The organism is Curtobacterium sp. BNK-1 (assembly GCF_048685235.1).
GTDB classification, from domain to species: Bacteria; Pseudomonadota; Gammaproteobacteria; order Enterobacterales; family Enterobacteriaceae; genus Pantoea; species Pantoea agglomerans.
In genome coordinates this window covers 3,606,071-3,623,464 of sequence record NZ_JBLQTJ010000001.1, presented here as the reverse complement: position 1 = coordinate 3,623,464, position 17,394 = coordinate 3,606,071, and the positions used below count along the sequence as shown (strand labels likewise).

General features: G+C 56.9%; 14 protein-coding genes. 5 read left to right on the top strand and 9 right to left on the bottom strand.

Going from position 1 to position 17,394, the window contains the following annotated elements; translation table 11 throughout:
* Positions 1-133 precede the first annotated feature (133 nt).
* Positions 134-1,609 (top strand): ketol-acid reductoisomerase, encoded by a 1,476-nt coding sequence (ilvC, locus tag ACMGGP_RS17165; protein ID WP_010253551.1) that lies wholly within the window; start codon positions 134-136, stop codon positions 1,607-1,609.
* A 494-nt stretch (positions 1,610-2,103) separates the two neighbouring features.
* Here the strand turns inward: ilvC and ACMGGP_RS17160 are convergent, their stop codons facing one another.
* The 3 genes from ACMGGP_RS17160 to ACMGGP_RS17150 all read right to left on the bottom strand — a co-directional run bounded on the left by ACMGGP_RS17160 (position 2,104) and on the right by ACMGGP_RS17150 (position 5,672).
* Entirely contained in the window at positions 2,104-3,435 is a 1,332-nt protein-coding gene (locus ACMGGP_RS17160) for an MFS transporter (RefSeq protein ID WP_010671462.1), read from the bottom strand.
* 272 nt (positions 3,436-3,707) lie between these two features.
* Positions 3,708-4,727 carry an inner membrane protein YhjD gene (gene yhjD / locus ACMGGP_RS17155; RefSeq protein ID WP_010671463.1) on the bottom strand — a complete coding sequence of 340 codons (1,020 nt, stop codon included), beginning with the start codon at positions 4,725-4,727 and terminating at the stop codon, positions 3,708-3,710.
* A 45-nt stretch (positions 4,728-4,772) separates the two neighbouring features.
* The gene (locus ACMGGP_RS17150; RefSeq protein ID WP_010253546.1) at positions 4,773-5,672 is read right to left on the bottom strand and encodes a LysR family transcriptional regulator; all 900 of its coding nucleotides are present in this window, start codon (positions 5,670-5,672) and stop codon (positions 4,773-4,775) included.
* Positions 5,673-5,787: 115 nt separating this feature from the next.
* Between ACMGGP_RS17150 and ACMGGP_RS17145 the strand changes: the two genes are divergently transcribed.
* Positions 5,788-6,546 carry an SDR family NAD(P)-dependent oxidoreductase gene (locus ACMGGP_RS17145; protein WP_010671464.1) on the top strand — a complete coding sequence of 253 codons (759 nt, stop codon included), beginning with the start codon at positions 5,788-5,790 and terminating at the stop codon, positions 6,544-6,546.
* Between the two features lie 44 nt (positions 6,547-6,590).
* Here the strand turns inward: ACMGGP_RS17145 and ACMGGP_RS17140 are convergent, their stop codons facing one another.
* Positions 6,591-7,439: a PhzF family phenazine biosynthesis protein gene (locus ACMGGP_RS17140; protein WP_010253539.1), complete on the bottom strand. Its 849-nt coding sequence runs from the start codon at positions 7,437-7,439 to the stop codon at positions 6,591-6,593.
* Positions 7,440-7,546: 107 nt separating this feature from the next.
* Here ACMGGP_RS17140 and ACMGGP_RS17135 point away from each other — a divergent pair, with 107 nt between their 5' ends.
* Positions 7,547-8,170, top strand: coding sequence for a glutathione S-transferase family protein (locus ACMGGP_RS17135; RefSeq protein WP_498798664.1), 624 nt, complete (start codon positions 7,547-7,549; stop codon positions 8,168-8,170).
* On the opposite strand, the gene ACMGGP_RS17130 is transcribed toward ACMGGP_RS17135, so the two are convergent.
* Complete coding sequence (locus ACMGGP_RS17130) at positions 8,137-9,624, bottom strand: aminotransferase-like domain-containing protein (RefSeq protein WP_022623956.1); 1,488 nt, start codon at positions 9,622-9,624, stop codon at positions 8,137-8,139. The two genes, ACMGGP_RS17135 and ACMGGP_RS17130, sit on opposite strands and share 34 nt — an antisense overlap.
* A gap of 134 nt (positions 9,625-9,758) precedes the next feature.
* On the opposite strand from ACMGGP_RS17130, the gene ACMGGP_RS17125 reads away from it, so the two are divergent.
* A complete protein-coding gene (locus ACMGGP_RS17125) occupies positions 9,759-10,346 on the top strand; it encodes a LysE family translocator (protein ID WP_498798663.1) in 588 nt (195 codons plus the stop codon).
* On the opposite strand, the gene ACMGGP_RS17120 is transcribed toward ACMGGP_RS17125, so the two are convergent.
* From ACMGGP_RS17120 to ACMGGP_RS17110, 3 genes are all read right to left on the bottom strand, one after another.
* Positions 10,343-12,727: a phosphoketolase family protein gene (locus tag ACMGGP_RS17120; RefSeq protein WP_498798662.1), complete on the bottom strand. Its 2,385-nt coding sequence runs from the start codon at positions 12,725-12,727 to the stop codon at positions 10,343-10,345. The genes ACMGGP_RS17125 and ACMGGP_RS17120 overlap by 4 nt on opposite strands.
* Before the next feature lie 126 nt (positions 12,728-12,853).
* A complete protein-coding gene (gene mqo, locus ACMGGP_RS17115) occupies positions 12,854-14,470 on the bottom strand; it encodes a malate dehydrogenase (quinone) (protein ID WP_022623958.1) in 1,617 nt (538 codons plus the stop codon).
* A 511-nt stretch (positions 14,471-14,981) separates the two neighbouring features.
* Entirely contained in the window at positions 14,982-15,437 is a 456-nt protein-coding gene (locus ACMGGP_RS17110; protein ID WP_062759584.1) for a carboxymuconolactone decarboxylase family protein, read from the bottom strand.
* A 59-nt stretch (positions 15,438-15,496) separates the two neighbouring features.
* Here ACMGGP_RS17110 and pdxR point away from each other — a divergent pair, with 59 nt between their 5' ends.
* Entirely contained in the window at positions 15,497-16,933 is a 1,437-nt protein-coding gene (pdxR, locus tag ACMGGP_RS17105) for a MocR-like pyridoxine biosynthesis transcription factor PdxR (RefSeq protein ID WP_425031980.1), read from the top strand.
* Here the strand turns inward: pdxR and ACMGGP_RS17100 are convergent.
* Positions 16,923-17,165, bottom strand: coding sequence for a DUF1158 domain-containing protein (locus ACMGGP_RS17100; protein ID WP_010253517.1), 243 nt, complete (start codon positions 17,163-17,165; stop codon positions 16,923-16,925). The two genes, pdxR and ACMGGP_RS17100, sit on opposite strands and share 11 nt — an antisense overlap.
* Positions 17,166-17,394 lie beyond the last annotated feature (229 nt).

Below are 17,394 nucleotides of genomic sequence, written 5' to 3'. Positions count from 1 at the left end.
TTATTGCAATGTGACGTTGTTAATATATCAATTTAAGCAACAGAATTCCTGTCATATGATGGGGTCATTCGCGGCGCTGCATGACACGCCGTTCCTGAACAAAAAAAGCAAACACAACCTTACCGGAGTACCCATGGCTAACTATTTCAACACATTGAACCTGCGCAACCAGCTGGCGCAATTAGGCAAGTGCCGTTTCATGGCGCGCGATGAATTCGCGGATGGTGCCAGTTTCCTGAAAGGCAAAAAAGTCGTTATCGTTGGCTGTGGTGCGCAGGGCCTGAATCAGGGTCTGAACATGCGTGATTCCGGTCTGGATGTGGCCTATGCACTGCGTGCTGAAGCAATTGCGGAAAAACGCCCTTCATGGCGCAAAGCGACCGATAACGGTTTCAAAGTGGGCACCTACGAAGAACTGATCCCGCAGGCTGACCTGGTGGTAAACCTGACGCCAGACAAGCAGCACTCCGCTGTAGTTCAGGCTGTTCAGCCGCTGATGAAAGATGGCGCTGCGCTGGGCTACTCGCACGGTTTCAACATCGTTGAAGTGGGCGAAAGCATCCGCAAAGATATCACCGTGGTCATGGTGGCACCGAAGTGTCCGGGTACAGAAGTTCGTGAAGAGTACAAACGTGGCTTTGGTGTACCGACGCTGATCGCGGTTCACCCGGAAAACGATCCAAAAGGCGAAGGCATGGCGATTGCCAAAGCCTGGGCAGCAGCAACTGGCGGCGATCGTGCTGGCGTGCTGGAGTCCTCTTTCGTTGCTGAAGTGAAATCTGACCTGATGGGTGAGCAGACTATCCTGTGCGGCATGTTGCAGGCTGGTTCACTGCTCTGCTTCGACAAGCTGGTGGCTGAAGGCACTGACCCGGCTTACGCAGAAAAACTGATCCAGTTCGGCTGGGAAACCATCACCGAATCACTGAAGTTTGGCGGCATCACACTGATGATGGATCGCCTCTCTAACCCGGCTAAACTGCGCGCTTATGCGCTGTCAGAGCAGCTGAAAACCATCATGGCACCGCTGTTCCAGAAACATATGGATGACATCATCTCCGGCGAATTCTCTTCCGGCATGATGGCGGACTGGGCTAACGATGATAAAAACCTGCTGACCTGGCGTGAAGAGACCGGCCAGACCGCGTTCGAAACCGCCTCACAGTATGAAGGCAAAATCGAAGAGCAGGAGTACTACGACAAAGGTGTGGTGATGGTTGCGATGGTTAAAGCGGGCGTTGAGCTGGCGTTTGAAACCATGGTGGACGCCGGCATCATTGAAGAGTCTGCCTACTACGAATCACTGCATGAGCTGCCGCTGATCGCGAACACCATTGCCCGTAAGCGCCTGTATGAAATGAACGTGGTGATCTCCGATACCGCCGAATATGGTAACTACCTGTTCTCCTTCGCCGCGGTGCCGCTGCTGAAAGAGTTCATGACCACGCTGCAGCCAGGCGATCTGGGTAAAGCGGTTGAAGGCACGCAGGTTGATAACGCGCAGCTGCGTGACGTTAACGAAGCGGTTCGCCAGCACCCAATTGAAACCGTTGGCCGTAAGCTGCGTGGCTACATGACCGACATGAAGCGTATCGCTGTGGCGGGCTAATTATCGTCATCACAGTTTTCAGCAAAACAAACCCCGGCTTGCCGGGGTTTTTTGTTGGTGAACAACGGCTGGACGGTTCTCTGTGAGACCGTGCCTGCACAGGCAACACGGTCAGATCGGAAAGACGCAAAACCGCCATCCATGGCATGCTCGGCCCGCGCGATTACGCACCTCATCCCTGAGGTGCGCCCGTTTCCGGGCCAACGCTTTGCGTTGTTCAAAAACGCTCCCGGCGTTTTTGTCCCTGGCGCGGGACGCTTTCCTCTTCTGACCGTATTCCCTGTGCCCTTAAGCTTCTTTATTGCTGCCAGTATCAATACGCCTTTCAGCGAGGTCCGGTTTTTTCAAACAGAAAGCTAACCCGCTTAAGGCGTATGCTCCCTGAGCCTGTCGCCTGATATTGTTTAGCCCTTCAGAGCGGTTGTACTCTGTGAGCCTGCTCCATAAAAAAACCCGGCAGCCGCCGGGTTTTCACTGACCTTCATCCAGCCGGATTAAACGTCATACAGCGTCTGATTACGCGTCTCTTTACAGGCGAGTAATGCAATCAGCGTCAGCACGGCCATCGATGCCAGATAAAGTCCCACCGCCTGCAAACCATAATGCGCATTCAGCCAGGTCGCGATATAAGGCGCAACAGAGGCACCCAGAATCGATGAGAGGTTATAAGAGAACGATGCGCCGGTATAACGCACTTCCGTCGGAAACAGCTCCGGCAGCAGGGCGCCCATCGGACCAAAGGTCAGGCCCATAATGCTCAGACCCAGCAACAGAAACGCCATCACCAGCGCCTGCGATCCGGAACCGAGCATCGCCGGGAACAGGAACGAAAACGCGATAATCATCAGCGTAATGGTAATCATCGTCTTGCGGCGACCAAAACGGTCAGCCAGCAAACCGGCAATCGGCACCATCACTCCAAAGCCAATCACCGCCAGCATCAGCATCCACAACATACTATTACGCGGAATACCCAGACCGGCCGGTGCTGCCGTGGTGCCGTAGCTCATCGAATAGACGGTCATGATATAGAACAGCGTATAGGTCGCCAGCATGATAAAGGTGCCGAGAATGGTGGCAGTCAGATGCTTGCTCAGCAGCGCTGCAATGGGCACCCGAACCTGCTTCTTCTCTTTCTGTACTTTGGCAAACACCGGACTCTCATGCAGCGAAACGCGCACATACAGGCCAATCAGCACCAGCACGGCAGAGAGAATAAACGGCACGCGCCAGCCCCACTGCATAAACTGCTCGTCGGTCAGCAGCCACGAAAGCAGCAGAAAAGTGCCGTTAGCGAAGAAAAAGCCAATCGGCGCACCCAGCTGAGGGAAGGAACCGTAAAGCGCACGCTTCTTCGCCGGGGCATTTTCCGTCGCCAGCAGCGCCGCGCCACCCCATTCACCACCCAGTCCCAGTCCCTGACCAAAACGCGCCAGCGCCAGCAGCAGCGGAGCCATCACGCCGATGGTTTCATAGCCGGGCAGCAGACCAATCACCACGGTGGAGATCCCCATGGTCAGCAGCGAGGCAACCAGCGTGGCTTTGCGACCCACGCGATCGCCAAAGTGACCAAACACGGCGGAGCCAATCGGACGCGCGATAAAGGCGATAGCAAACGTGGCCAGCGACTGTAGCGTCGCGACCGTGGCATCACCCTGCGGGAAGAAAATGTGCGGGAAAACAATCACCGCAGCAGTGGCATAAATATAAAAGTCGAAGAACTCGATGGCCGTTCCGACCAGCGAGGCAATCACCACTTTACTGCGTGAGTTAACCGGCGTGGGATCCTGCTGTTTGTCGAGCGTGTCTGTGAGGGAGGCTTGCATAACTGTTTCTTATTTGTAAATACAGACAAAGAATCTTACGCATCTGCCAGAGCGCATTCAATGATGAAAACCCGCGCCGCGTCTGGCTTCAGCGGGCAAAAAGAGGATAATTTCTGAGGTGCGACGAATGTCGGGTGATACCGGGGTAATCCGGACGATATATGGCGGGATACTCTACGAAAGGGCTAAATAAAAGTGACCCCTCAGCTATTCATCCTGTTATCTGGTTAAAAAATAGCCGAGGGGTGATATTTTCCGCTGTTGTTAACGGATTACGATGATTTGTGTCGTGACGCGCTGCCCGCTTCAGGCATTTGTGGGTCGTCTTTATATTTGGCGGTGGCGATCCACGCCGCACAGAACAGCGTCAGACGGGCGAAGAAGTAGAAAAACGCCATCAGGCCAAGCACGGAACCAAAGGCCGCACCGGAAGGCGAGGTCGCCAGCTTCGGCAGCGTCAGCGTCATCACAAACTTGATCACCTCAAAACCGATTGCCGCCAGCAGAGTGCCGCGAAACAGCGCTTTCTTACGCGGCTTATGACGCGGCAGGATCCAGAAAATCCACAGGAACAGCAGATAGTTAGCCATAACGGAAATCGAGGTGGCAATAATGGTCAGGGCGGGCCGTAACCAGTCGATGCCATCCAGCCCCAGTGCGCTGACGATCATTGCCTGCGCCGAACCGGCTACCGAGGTCAGCGACAGCGTAATCACCAGCGCCAGCATCAGACCGGTCAGCGACAGGAAATCGCGAATATAACGCTTCCAGATCTTCTCTTTGTCATCCGGTTTGCGTTCCCACACGTCGCGCGACTGGGCACGAATCGCTTCGCGCAGGTTACCCATCCAGTTAAGACCGGAGTAGAGCGCCAGCAGTAAACCGGTAATACCCACGGTGGCACGCTGCTGAATGGCGGTATTTACCGTATTCTTCAGCGTGGTGGCCAGCGTCGGGTCGCTGATGCTGCTGACGATTTTGTTGATGATATCGGTCAGCAGATCCTGGTTCGATGCCAGCACAAAACCCACGGCGGCAAACGACACCATCAGAATGGGGATCAGCGATAAAAAAGAGAAATAGGTAATGGCCGCGCCAAACTGGCTGCCGAGCCGATCGTTAAAGCGGTCAAGGGCGCGAATAAAATGCGCCACTGCCGGGATCGCCTGAAACCAGGCGGCAAAACGCGACACGCGCACAATCGAATGATCAACCGTCTCGTTGCCGGTTTTAATATCGATAAGCGGCTTTTGCGGCTGCGTATCCTGCGGGTTTTCCTGCTTGTCTGTCATAGACCTTCACTGTCCTGTTTATCATTAAAATCAAAGTATAGCCGCTCAGGTGACGTACTCCTGTAACACCTGACTCAGCCACTCCATAAAAACCCGCACGCGACGTGCCACATTGCGCCGGTGCGGATAGAGCAGGTGGATCGGCATCGGTCTGGCGGGAAAGCGATGCAGCACTTCTACCAGCTCGCCTCTTTCCAGTAATGTCTGAATCCCGGCGGCAGGCACCTGAATAATGCCTAACCCCGCCAGACAGGCGGCGCGATAGGTTTCGGTGCTGTTCACGGTGACCACACCGCCGGTGTGAACATAGTGACACTGCCTGCCATCAAAATATTCAAAACCCGGTGAGGCCTGACCCAGTTGCTGGCTGTAATGCACCATCGCATGCTGCGACAGCTCTTCCAGCCGGATCGGCATGCCGAAACGCGAAAGGTAGCCAGGGCTGGCGCAGTTGATCAAGGTATGGGTACCAATTTTTCGCGCAATCAGGCCAGAATCTTTGAGCTCACCGACGCGGATTACGCAGTCAAACCCTTCCCGGATCACATCTACCTGACGATCGCTGCTACTCAGCTCAATCTCTACGCCGGGGTAGTGCTGCAAAAATTCCGGCAGCCGTGGCAGGATAAAACTGGTGGCCATGGCCACAGACATATCAATCCGGAGTTTACCGCTGAGCGAGGCAGGCTCGTGCTGGAACAGGCTGTCCATATCGTCAATCATCGACAATAAATCCAGACAGCGATCGTAATAGACCAACCCATCCTGGGTTAGTTGCACCCGGCGCGTGGTGCGATGCAGCAAACGTGTTGCCATTTGATTCTCCAGCGCCTGTATCTGCCGCGAAACGCTGCCTTTAGGGACACCTAAACTCTCTGCCGCGCGGGTAAAACTGCCCATTTCGGCTACCCGCACAAACACCTGCATTGCGTGAATTTTGTCCATGTTGTTCACCGATTGTTGTTTTTATTGAAACAGTGATGCGCATTTAACACTGTTTATAGATCAATAATTCGCGAATATCCTTAACCTGTGTTCAATTTTTCAACAGGTGCGAGAGATGAATCAGAAAGTGGCGTTAATTACCGGTGCAAACCGCGGTTTAGGCCGCAATGGCGCGTTAAAACTGGCGGCCAGGGGGACAGACATTATCCTGACTTACCGCAGCCATGCCGATGAGGCACAGACGGTGGTGAAGGAGATCGAGGCGCTGGGACGGCGTGCAGTGGCGCTGGCGCTGGACGTCGGCGAAACCGGTCAGTTCGATCGTTTTGTCGGCCAGGTGAAAGAGGCACTGCAACAGCAGTGGCAGCGTGAGCGCTTTGACTATTTAGTGAACAACGCCGGACACGGACACTACAAGCCGTTTACCGACACTACCGAGGCGGAATTTGATGCGCTGGTTAATGTGCATTTCAAAGGCCCTTACTTCCTGACCCAGAAGCTGCTGCCGCTGATCAACGACGGTGGCCGCATCCTGAATATCTCCAGCGGTCTGACCCGGCTGATCTATCCTGGCTCCTCGACCTATGCGTCAATGAAAGGGGCGATGGAGGTACTGACGCGCTATCAGGCGAAGGAGCTGGGCGAACGGCGCATTCGCGTCAATATACTGGCACCTGGCGCGATAGAGACCGACTTTGGCGGTGGCCGGGTACGCGATACCCCCGAGATTAACCATCAGATTGCCGGGCTCACGGCGCTGGGCCGGGTCGGACTGCCGGATGATATCGGCGATGCCATCAGCGCGATCCTCAGTGACGAAACCGGCTGGATCACCGCTCAGCGTATTGAAGCCTCAGGCGGGCAGGGGATTTAACCGCTGGTGGCGTCGCGGAAAGCACCCCGCGACGTCGCCGCCTTTTACAGCGTAATGGTGCCATCAATGACGGTTACGGTATTACCACCAATCCAGATGGTTTCACCATTAAAGGTTACGTTCACCCGACCGGCGCGCTGCAGGGCAGTACCCTGACGCACGCGATAGGAGGTGGTATGGCCTGCGGCTGCAAAATACCGCGCCAGACAGGCGTTGGCGCTCCCGGTCACCGGATCTTCGGTCAGGCTGCCATTTTCCACCAGCAGGCCACGCACTTCATACTGTTCATGCTCGCCCGAGGGCAAACGGCCAAAGGGCATCACGCCCGAGACACCCGCATGTTTAATCAGGCGCTGCAAATCGCTGACATTGGGCTGCAGCGCCAGCACGGCCTCGGCGCTGACCATCGGCACCAGCAGCCAGCGGATACCCATATCCACCACGGTCGGGCTTTGCGTCAGATCGAATGCATCGCTGTTTAAGGCGTTACCCATCAGCGCATCCTGCCATGGCATCAGGGTGGCAGCTGGCGCGGCAAAGGCCAGTCCGCCCGTCTCATTAATCTTCACCGTCACGTTACCGACGCCGCACTCCTGCACGATTTCACCCGGCGTACGGGTTGGCCAGCCCGCCTCCAGCAGCGCGTGTGCGGTGCCCAGCGTCGGGTGACCGGCAAACGGCAGTTCGCCTTCAACGGTAAAAATACGCACCCGGTAGTCCGCCTCTTCATGTTGTGGCGGCAGCACAAAGGTGGTTTCCGACAGGTTAGTCCAGCGGGCAATCGCCGCCAGCTGGCTGTCGCTCAACCCCTGAGCATCCATAATCACCGCCAGCGGATTGCCATTAAAGGCTGCTGAGGTAAACACATCGACTTGCTTAAACGCGACCTTCATGATGACTCCTTGCGATTGGGTTCAGTGCGGCCTTTTCTCTGCCGGATGATTGCTTATAACAGCTAACAGCGTTATCAATAAGTTAAAGATTTTACCGGAGACTGTGAATGCTAACGATCCTGGGACGCGCCTCCTCAATCAACGTGCGCAAAGTATTATGGCTGTGTGACGAGCTTGACCTTGATTACCTGCGCGAAGAGTGGGGCGATGGATTCCGCTCAACGCACCTGCCCGAATTTATGGCACTTAATCCCAATGCGATGGTGCCGGTACTGAAAGATGATGACTTTGTGATGTGGGAATCCAACGCCATCCTGCGCTATCTGGCGAACGCCTATGGCGGCGAGTGGCTCTATCCTCATCATCCGCAAACGCGTGCGCCTGTCGATCAGTGGATGGACTGGCAGTCCACTGAACTCAACACCTCATGGCGCTACGCATTTATGTCGCTGGTGCGAAATTCACCGGCTCATCAGGATCCACGTTTGCTGGCCGCGGCCAGCAAAGGCTGGGCACACACCATGAGCATTCTCAATCAGCAGCTGGAAAAAACCGGTCGTTACGTTGCCGGACGTAATTTCACGCTGGCAGACATTCCGATTGGTCTGGCGGTGAACCGCTGGTTTGAAACGCCGCTCGAACACCCTGATTATCCGGCGGTACGCACCTATTACGAACGCCTGACTGAACGCCACGGCTATACTGTCTGGGGCCGCAACGGTACACCCTGAGCCTCGCCGCAGGATACTCCCGCCAGTTCACAGGCGATTTCGCCCGCGCGTCTGATCGCCCAGCTGTAGCGCGCATCAAACGGATAGCAGCAGGAGAGGCGCAGTGCATGGTTGTAGCGCTCGCTCAGCGAATAGAGCGCGCCGGGCGTGACGCAAATCTGCTCCTGCAGCAGCCGATCAAACATCTCGGTGGTATTTACGCCGCCCGGTAACTCGACCCAGAAGACGAAGCCACCGCGCGGCAGCGTCGCGCGGGTGCCCTCCGGGAAGTAGCGGGCGATCAGTCCCCGCGCCTCATCCAGATTGGCCGCGTAGCGACGGCGCAGCGTGCGCAGATGGTGGTCATAACCGCCGGAAGCAAGAAACTCCGCCAGCGTTTCAGAGAGCAGGGCGGATTCTGCCATCGACGACACCGCTTTCAGTCGGGCAATCGCATCATGAAAACGGCCAGCGGCGGTCCAGCCAATACGGAAATCGGGCGCCACGGTTTTGGTGAAGCTGGTGCAGTAGATCACCCAGCCGTCGCGATCAAAGGCTTTTACCGCGGGCGAGAGCGGCCAGTCGAACTGTAACTCGTCATACAGCCCATCTTCTATCAGCGGAACGTGGTAAGTATTCACTAACTTCGCCAGCCGCTTCTTGTTCTCCAGCGACATGCCGCAGCCCAGCGGGTTCTGCGCGCTCGGCATCGCAATCAGCGCCTTAATTCGCTGCTCCTGAAGCAGCATCTCCAGCGCATCCAGCGACAGCCCATGCTGCGGATCGGTGGGGATTTCCAGCGCCTTAAGGCCCAGTGAAGCCAGCAGCGGGAAGAGGAAAAAGTAGGTTGGCGACTCCAGTCCGACGCAGTCGCCGGGCTGCGTGACCGCCCGCAGCGCCAGCTGAAGCGCCTCCATGCAGCCGTGGGTCAGGGTGATCTCATCGGCGGTGAGCGTCTGTCCGGCGTGCAGCGCCCGTCGCGCAATCTCCTCCCGTAAGCGCTCACTACCGGGCGGAAGCGCATAGCGCCCAATCATGTTCGGATGACGGCGCAGCAGTGAGGCGGTAATCCGGGCAATACGCGCCGCAGGAAACAGCTCGCTATCCTGGGGACAGGCCAGGGAAATATTGATGTAGTCGGGATGGTTCTGCGCCGCAAATACCTTATCGATCAGGTCGAGCTTGCTGCTGCTGGGGTCGCGTACCCGGGTTTTATGCTGACCATGACGGGTCACGGCGGGCAACACGCCGCGCACGTAATAGCCCGACTGGGGACGCGCCTCAATCAGCCCGCGATCTTCCAGCAACTGCCAGGCATTCAGTACCGTATTGACGCTGACCTGATGTGACTGGGCGACGCGGCGGATCGCCGGAAGACGTTTGCCGGGTTTCAGCGTGCCCTGATGGATAGCCTCAGCGAAGCTGTCTGCCAGCTGCTGATAGAGCGGCTGATCGGAAGTAGGAGCAAGGGACACAGTAGCCTCCGGATTGGATGGGTACAATTGCTGTTAACGGGAATTGTAACCATAACAATAGTGATTTTGTGTCACTGTTACCATCCCTTTTGCCGCCGTAGCATAGAACTCTGTCTGTTTTCAGGAGAGTCACCATGCTCGATCCCTCTTTCTTCAGTTACGTTACCGTCATGTCGATTACGCCAGGCCCGAACAATCTGCTGCTGGCGACCTCAGGCGTCAATTTCGGCATGCGCCGCACGCTGCCGATGGTGTTTGGCATACTGGTAGGTTGTGCGCTGCAAACGGTGATCGCCGGCGTCGCACTGGAGGTCTTACTGCACTGGATGGCGGCGATTCGCCTGCCGCTGACGCTGGCAAGCTGTGCCTATCTGTTGTGGCTCTCGTGGAAGATTTTCCGTGCGGCAGCACCTGAAGTGCGCAGCAAGCCGCAGCCCATGACGCTGCTGGGCGGAGCCTGTTTCCAGGCGATCAATCCCAAAGCCTGGCTGATGGCGACCAATGTGGCGCTGTTGTACAGCGCCAGCAGCGGCGTGCTGACGGTGATGATCGGCTTTATGCTGCTGAACCTGCCCTGCATTCTGATCTGGGCTGCGCTGGGCGATCGCCTGCGCAGCCATCTGCAGGTTGCCTGGAAGCGTCAGTTATTCAACAGCCTGATGGCGCTGTCGCTGGTGGCGACTACCATCTGGATGCTGACCGACGCCTTGCTGGCCGCTTAATCGGGTGCACCTGGTGCTGTGGCCGACGGCCATTTCCAGTTCTGCACCTCCGGCACATCTTCACCGTGTTCACGCACGTAGCGATGATGTTCAGCGATGCGCTCCTGCAGATCGTCCAGCAGCTCAGGATGCGCATCGGCCAGGCCCGGCACGCGCAGAATCGCCTCCTGCGCCAGATGATAGCGGTCAAGCTCGTTCAGCACCGTCATATCAAATGGCGTGGTGGTGGTTCCCTCTTCATTGAAGCCGCGCACATGGAAGTTGCGGTGGTTGGTACGCGAATAGGTCAGGCGATGTATCAGCGTCGGATAACCGTGGAAGGCGAAGATTACCGGTTTATCCTGGGTAAACAGCGCGTCGAATTCCGCATCAGATTTGCCATGCGGATGCTGATCCTGCGGCTGCAGCGCCAGCAGATCGACCACGTTCACCACGCGGATACGCAGTTCGGGCAGCATACCGCGCAGCAGATCCACCGCCGCCATCGTCTCCATGGTCGGCACATCACCGGCACAGGCCATCACCACATCCGGCTCCTCATGCTCTGAGGTGGTGCCCGCCCAGCGCCACTCGCCCATGCCCGCTTCACAATGGGTCACCGCACTCGCCATATCCAGCCACTGCGGCGCAGGCTGCTTGCCCGCCACAATCACATTGATGCGGTCCCAGGTGCGCAGGCAGTGATCGCCAACCCACAGCAGCGTATTGGCATCGGGCGGCAGATAGATGCGCACAATGTCCGCTTTTTTATTGGCAACGTGATCGATAAAGCCAGGATCCTGATGGCTGTAGCCATTGTGATCCTGTCGCCAGACGTGCGAAGAGAGCAGATAGTTCAGCGACGAGATCGGCTTACGCCAGCCCAGTTTACGCGACACTTTCAGCCACTTGGCGTGCTGGTTAAACATCGAATCGACGATGTGGATAAAAGCTTCATAACAGTTAAACAGCCCGTGGCGGCCGGTCAGCAGATAGCCCTCAAGCCAGCCCTGACACTGATGCTCACTGAGAATTTCCATCACCCGGCCATCACGCGCCAGCTGCTCATCGTAAGGCTCAGTACGTTCCAGCCAGGTACGGCTGGTCACGTCGAAGACCGGCGTCAGGCGGTTAGAGGCGGTTTCATCCGGGCCAAACAGGCGGAAATTATCGCGGTTGCGCTGGAACAGCACGCTGAGATAGCGGCCCAGATGCTCAGTGGCCTGCGCCATCTGTGCGCCTGGCTCGCTGACATCGCAGGCAAACTCCGCGAGTTCAGGCGCATCCAGCTCACGGCGCAACAGGCCGCCATTGGCATAAGGGGAAGACCCCATGCGTTTATCACCTTCCGGTGCCAGCGCCTGCAGTTCCGGCTTTAAGCGACCCTGTTCATCAAACAGGTCGTCTGGCTGATAACTCCGCATCCACGTCTCAAGGATCTGGCGATGACCTTCATCTTCACGACAGGCCGCGACCGGCACCTGATGCGCCCGCCAGAAATCTTCCACTTTCTTGCCGTCGACCGTTTTGGGGCCGGTCCAGCCTTTGGGGCTGCGCAGGATAATCATTGGCCAGCGCGGCACCCCGGTGGTGGCTTTACCCTGGCGCGCCTCGCGCTGATAAGCGGCGATTTTACTGAAGGCACTATCCAGCGCCTCCGCCATCAGCGGATGCATTTTTTCAGGCTCATGCCCGCAGACGAACAGCGGCTCATAGCCGTAGCCACTGAACAACTGGTGCAAATCTTCATCGCTGCTGCGACCCAGCAGCGTCGGGTTGGCGATTTTGTAGCCATTGAGGTGCAGAATCGGCAGGACCGCGCCGTCACGTTCAGGATTCAGGAATTTGATGCCGTGCCAGCTGGAGGCCAGTGGACCGGTCTCCGCTTCGCCGTCGCCAATCACGCAGGGTACAACCAGTTCGGGATTATCGAAGGCCGCGCCAAACGCATGGGAGAGCGAATAGCCCAGCTCACCGCCTTCATTAATCGAGCCAGGCGTTTCCGGTGCCGCGTGACTGGGAATGCCCCCCGGAAAGGAGAACTGTTTGAACAGACGCTGCATTCCCGCCGCATCCTGCGTAATGTGCGGATAAATCTCGCTGTAGCTGCCCTCAAGCCAGGTATTCGCCACCATGCCGGGGCCGCCATGTCCTGGTCCGCAGATGTAGATCATATCCAGGTTTTGCTTCCGGATAACGCGGTTGAGGTGGGCATAGATAAAATTCAGGCCTGGCGTTGTGCCCCAGTGACCCAGCAGACGCGGTTTAATGTGTTCAGGCCTGAGTGGCTCACGCAACAGCGGGTTATCCATCAGGTAAATTTGTCCGACGGAGAGGTAGTTCGCGGCCCGCCAGTAGCGGTCGAGCAGCGTGAATTCCGGTGAAGCAGGGGAGTAAGACATGCAGTTTCCTCCTGATCGTGCAGCTAAAAGATGCCTTAACCCTAATAGAGAATGCCCGGATCGACCAGGTAACCGACCAATAAAAAAGGCCCCGCAGTGCGGAGCCTTTTTATCAATGGCGCTGAATTATTTGCCGACGACGAACGCGGTTTCCCGTCCTTCATCGTTTGCTGCCATCGGGGTAACCGGCGAATAGTCGAGCTGCAGAATCCGGCTGGTTTCGGCTAACACTTTCTCTGTCAGCGCCACGTCACCGTTCAGCTTACGTCCCCAGGATGGGATCACCGCACGGATTTTGTTCTGCCATTCCGGCGAAGCCATCTGCTCAGGACAGACCTTGTGCAGCAGCTCCAGCATGATCGGTGCCGCCGTAGAGGCGCCAGGCGATGCACCCAGCAATGCTGAAATCGAGCCATCCTGTGAGGCGACCACTTCGGTGCCCAGACGTAACACGGCGCCCTCTTTCTCATCTTTCTTGATGATCTGCACACGCTGACCGGCAGTCACTAAGCGCCAGTCCTCCTGCTTCGCCTGCGGCACATAGGCGCGCAGGGCGTCCATCCTGTCGCGATCGCTTTGCAGCACCTGATCCATCAGGTATTTCACCAGATCAAAACTTTTCAGTCCCACTTTCACCATCGGCAGCATATTGCTGCTGTTCAGTGAGGTGAACATATCCATCAGCGAACCCTGCTTCAGGAACTTAGTCGAGAAGGTGGCGAACGGGCCAAACAGCAGCACCTGCTTGCCATCCAGCACGCGGGTGTCGACGTGCGGCACGGACATCGGCGGCGCACCGACGCTGGCTTTGCCATAGACCTTGGCCATGTGCTGCGCGACGACCTGCGGATTTTCCGTTACCAGGAATGAACCGCCCACCGGGAAACCAGCGTAACCGTTGGCTTCCGGGATGCCAGCCTTCTGCAACAGCGGTAACGCTGCGCCGCCAGCACCGATAAATATTCTACCCGCCGTCAGTGTGCGACGTGTGCCGCTGTTCAGACACTGCAGCGTCACCTGCCAGCGACCGTCGGCGAGCTGCTTCAGCTCACGCACTTCCTGGCGCAGACGCAGCTGGAAATTCGCTCTCTTCTCTAATGAGGCGATCAGCTGACGGGTGATTTCACCGAAGTTCACATCGGTGCCCATCTCCGTCCAGGTCGCGGCCACTTTCTGGCTGCGGTCACGGCCATTCATCACCAGCGGGATCCAGCGGGCAATCTGCTGCGGATCTTCGGAGTAGGCCATGCCACGGAACAGGGTACTTTTCTGCAGCGCCTTAAAGCGCTTGCGCAGGAAGTCGACATTGTCGTCACCCCAGACAAAGCTCATGTGCGGCGTGCTATGAATAAAGCTTTTAGGGTTGCGCAGGTTGCCTTTCTGAACCTGATAAGCCCAGAACTGGCGGGAAATCTGGAACGATTCGTTGATCGTTACCGCTTTAGAGATGTCGATGCTGCCATCCGCCTGCTGAGGCGTATAGTTCAGCTCTGCCAGCGCCGCATGACCGGTGCCCGCGTTATTCCAGCCGTTGGACGACTCTTCGGCCACGCTATCCAGCCGCTCCACCATTTCGATGGACCAGTCCGGCTCTAAATCCTGCAGCCACGCGCCGAGGGTGGCGCTCATCACACCTGCGCCAATCAGCAGCACGTCAACGTCTTTGCGCTCCTGCGCGGTAGTAGTGGTGTCCTTTGCCATGGCACTCATCGCGAGCGCAAGGTTTACAGCTGAATTGCACATGAGGCGACATCTCCTCTTCTGTTGACCTGAAGCCCAACAGTTTTGCAGGCGAAATAGTCACGCTTCTTACGAGCGCGTTGCGCTATTTCTCAAAGGTTAAGTCTCAGGTATAGGGTTAAAGCGGTAATAACGCGTTAACTGCACGTTATGCTTTGTCATCTGAATATAACATTCTCGCATCTGAATTAAACATTTGTTTATTTTTTAAATGCAGAAATGATTCAGCATAAGAATTAATCATCAGGGCCAGCGGCGTATTAGGGGTTTTTTAGTTTGAAGTCAGTGGGTTAACGGAAATGACATGTTGCTGAAAAGCCCCATGCTGGTGCAACGACGGAATGGATATGAACCGTGCGGAATTATTTAATCCGCTGAAATTTAGCGATTTATTATGCAGTAAGGAATAACGGGAATCGGGAGCAGAGCGCCTGAAAGGCCGCTTGTGTAAAAATAATGTTACATTTTTGTGAGTCCGAAAATGCGTGCACACCGGCGCACGCATCGGATTCACTTATGACAGACTGGCGCTGGCGGGCAACTTTTTCAGACTTATCGCCATGCGGTTGTAGGTGTTCATCAGACCAATCGCGATGTTCAGATCGACAATCTCTTTTTCACTGAAGTGCGCTTTCAGTGCGGTATAGCGGTCGTCTGGCGCACCCTGCTGAGCAATCAGGGTCAGGCATTCAGCCCAGTACAGGGCAGCCTTCTCTTTATCACTGAACAGCGTACCGGATTCCTGCCAGACCGAGGTCAGCACGATCTTATCCCAGCCCATGCCCGACTTATTCAGTGCTTTGGTATGTAAATCAATGCAGTAGGCACAGCCATTAATCTGCGATATGCGCAGGAACAGCAGTTCCAGTAAAGTGAGCGGCAGATCGGTTTGTGCCAGATAACTGTATACGCCGCCCAGTGCTTTCATGCCCGCCGGTGCTGCACTGTGAAAATCGATACGTTCGCTCATCTTATTGCCTCATTCAGGGTTGATAAGGCGATTTTCAGCCTTTCAATGGAGCAGATAAAGTGCCAAAAAATGAGAGTCTGACTGGTCCATCGCCGCTTTCCACGCTGACACTGCAGCGCGGCGCGTCACGTGGCCTCAGTGAACAACTGCGCCAGTTGATTGAACAGGCGATTGGTGAAGGACGTTTACAACCTGGCGCACGTCTGCCTTCCTGCCGCGATCTGGCGGCTCAGCTCGGCGTGGCGCGTGGCACCGTTCGCGCCAGTTATGACATGCTGGTTGATGGTCAGTTTCTGCAGGCCAGAGGCGCAGCGGGTACCTTCGTCAGCCCATTACCGCCGTTAAAACCGGTCAATGCCGAGGCTGAACGCCAGCTGCTGGAGGGTGCAGAGGAGTATGAAGCGCCACCGCTGACCTTCCAGATGGGCATTCCTGCCAGCGATGCATTCCCGGCCAAAGTCTGGCTGCGCATTCTGCAGCGTCAGACGCGCCTGCAGGTCAGCAGACCGGCCAGCTATCCCGATCCCCGCGGCAGCTTAGCGTTGCGGCAGGCGCTGGTGGCCTACCTGGCGGTGGCACGCGGCCTGCGCTGTCAGGCGGACCAGATTATTATTACCAGCGGCTATGCTGGCGCAATGGGACTGATTGGGCTGGCGATGAATTTTCAGGGTAAAACAGCATGGCTGGAAGATCCCGGATTCTGGGTGGCGCGTCGCGCGGTTGAAGCGCTGCGCGTCACGCCGGTTGCCGTGCCGGTTGATGCCGAAGGGTTGCAGGTTGAGGCCGGGATTGCCCGCGCGCCGGATGCCGCTTTTGCGCTGGTCACGCCGGGACAGCAGGCGCCGCTTGGTATGACGATGAGCCTGGCACGCCGGCATGCCCTGCTTAACTGGGCCAGCCGCGCGCAGCGCTGGATTATCGAAGATGACTATCTCGGCGAGCTTCAGCCCGGCAATCGCGCCGCGCCGGCACTGGCCGCGCTCGACAGCCAGGGGCGGGTGCTGCACATCGGCACGTTCAGCAAGACGCTGACGCCGCAACTGCGTCTCGGTTTTATGGTGGTGCCACCCGCGCTGACGGCCCGATTCGGTGAGGTCTGCGCGTTGCTTTCGCCTGCCTCCTCCGGATTGCTGCACAACGCGGTGGCGGAATTTCTGCGGGATGGCCACTTTATGCGGCATCTGCGGCGCATGAAGCGCGTCTATCATGAGCGGCTGGAGCAGATGATCGCGGCGCTGCATCCTCACTTTCCTGACCTGCAACGCGCCGGGCTGGCGGTGATTGTCCGTTTACCCGCCGGTTCACCGGATCAGGTGATTGCGCAGCAGGCGGTGGAGTGGGGCATGGCGCCGTCGCCGCTGTCGATCTGGTATCAGCAGGCGGATCAGCGCGGTGCGGGCCTGTTACTGGGGGCGGCCCATCTGCCACGTGAAGGTTATGCGCGCAGTGCCGAACGGCTTAAGGCGCTGGTCGATGCGCAGGCGGTCAGCCCCTGAACCAGCGACGCCAGACAAAACGGATAACAAAAAACTCCAGTGCGCCCAGCAGCAAAAACCAGACGCAAAACACCACCGTATAGAGCTGATTCAGGTCCTGCAAATGGAACATCTGCAACAGATGCTGCGCTACCGTCACGCTAAAGGCGGGCGCGGGCAGCAGCAGCGCCGAGAGAAAGCCCAGCAGTAAAATGCCACCAGGCACGATCAACGTTTCAAAAGGGTTATTCATAACCGGTATCCCATATTTATCAGCCCGGCATTTTCCGGTAAACGGCGACACGGTTCAATGGTGGCGCGCTGCTTCGTGCGCATCCGGCATGCTGCATGGCCAGACGAATGGTCAGAAAATGCTTTGCTACCATCGACTTAGCGCGAGTCATAGCGGATGATAAGAGTTATAGCCTTTGCTATACTTAAATCCCTGATTTTACTGTCTTTTTATCTTTGGGTTTGCATGG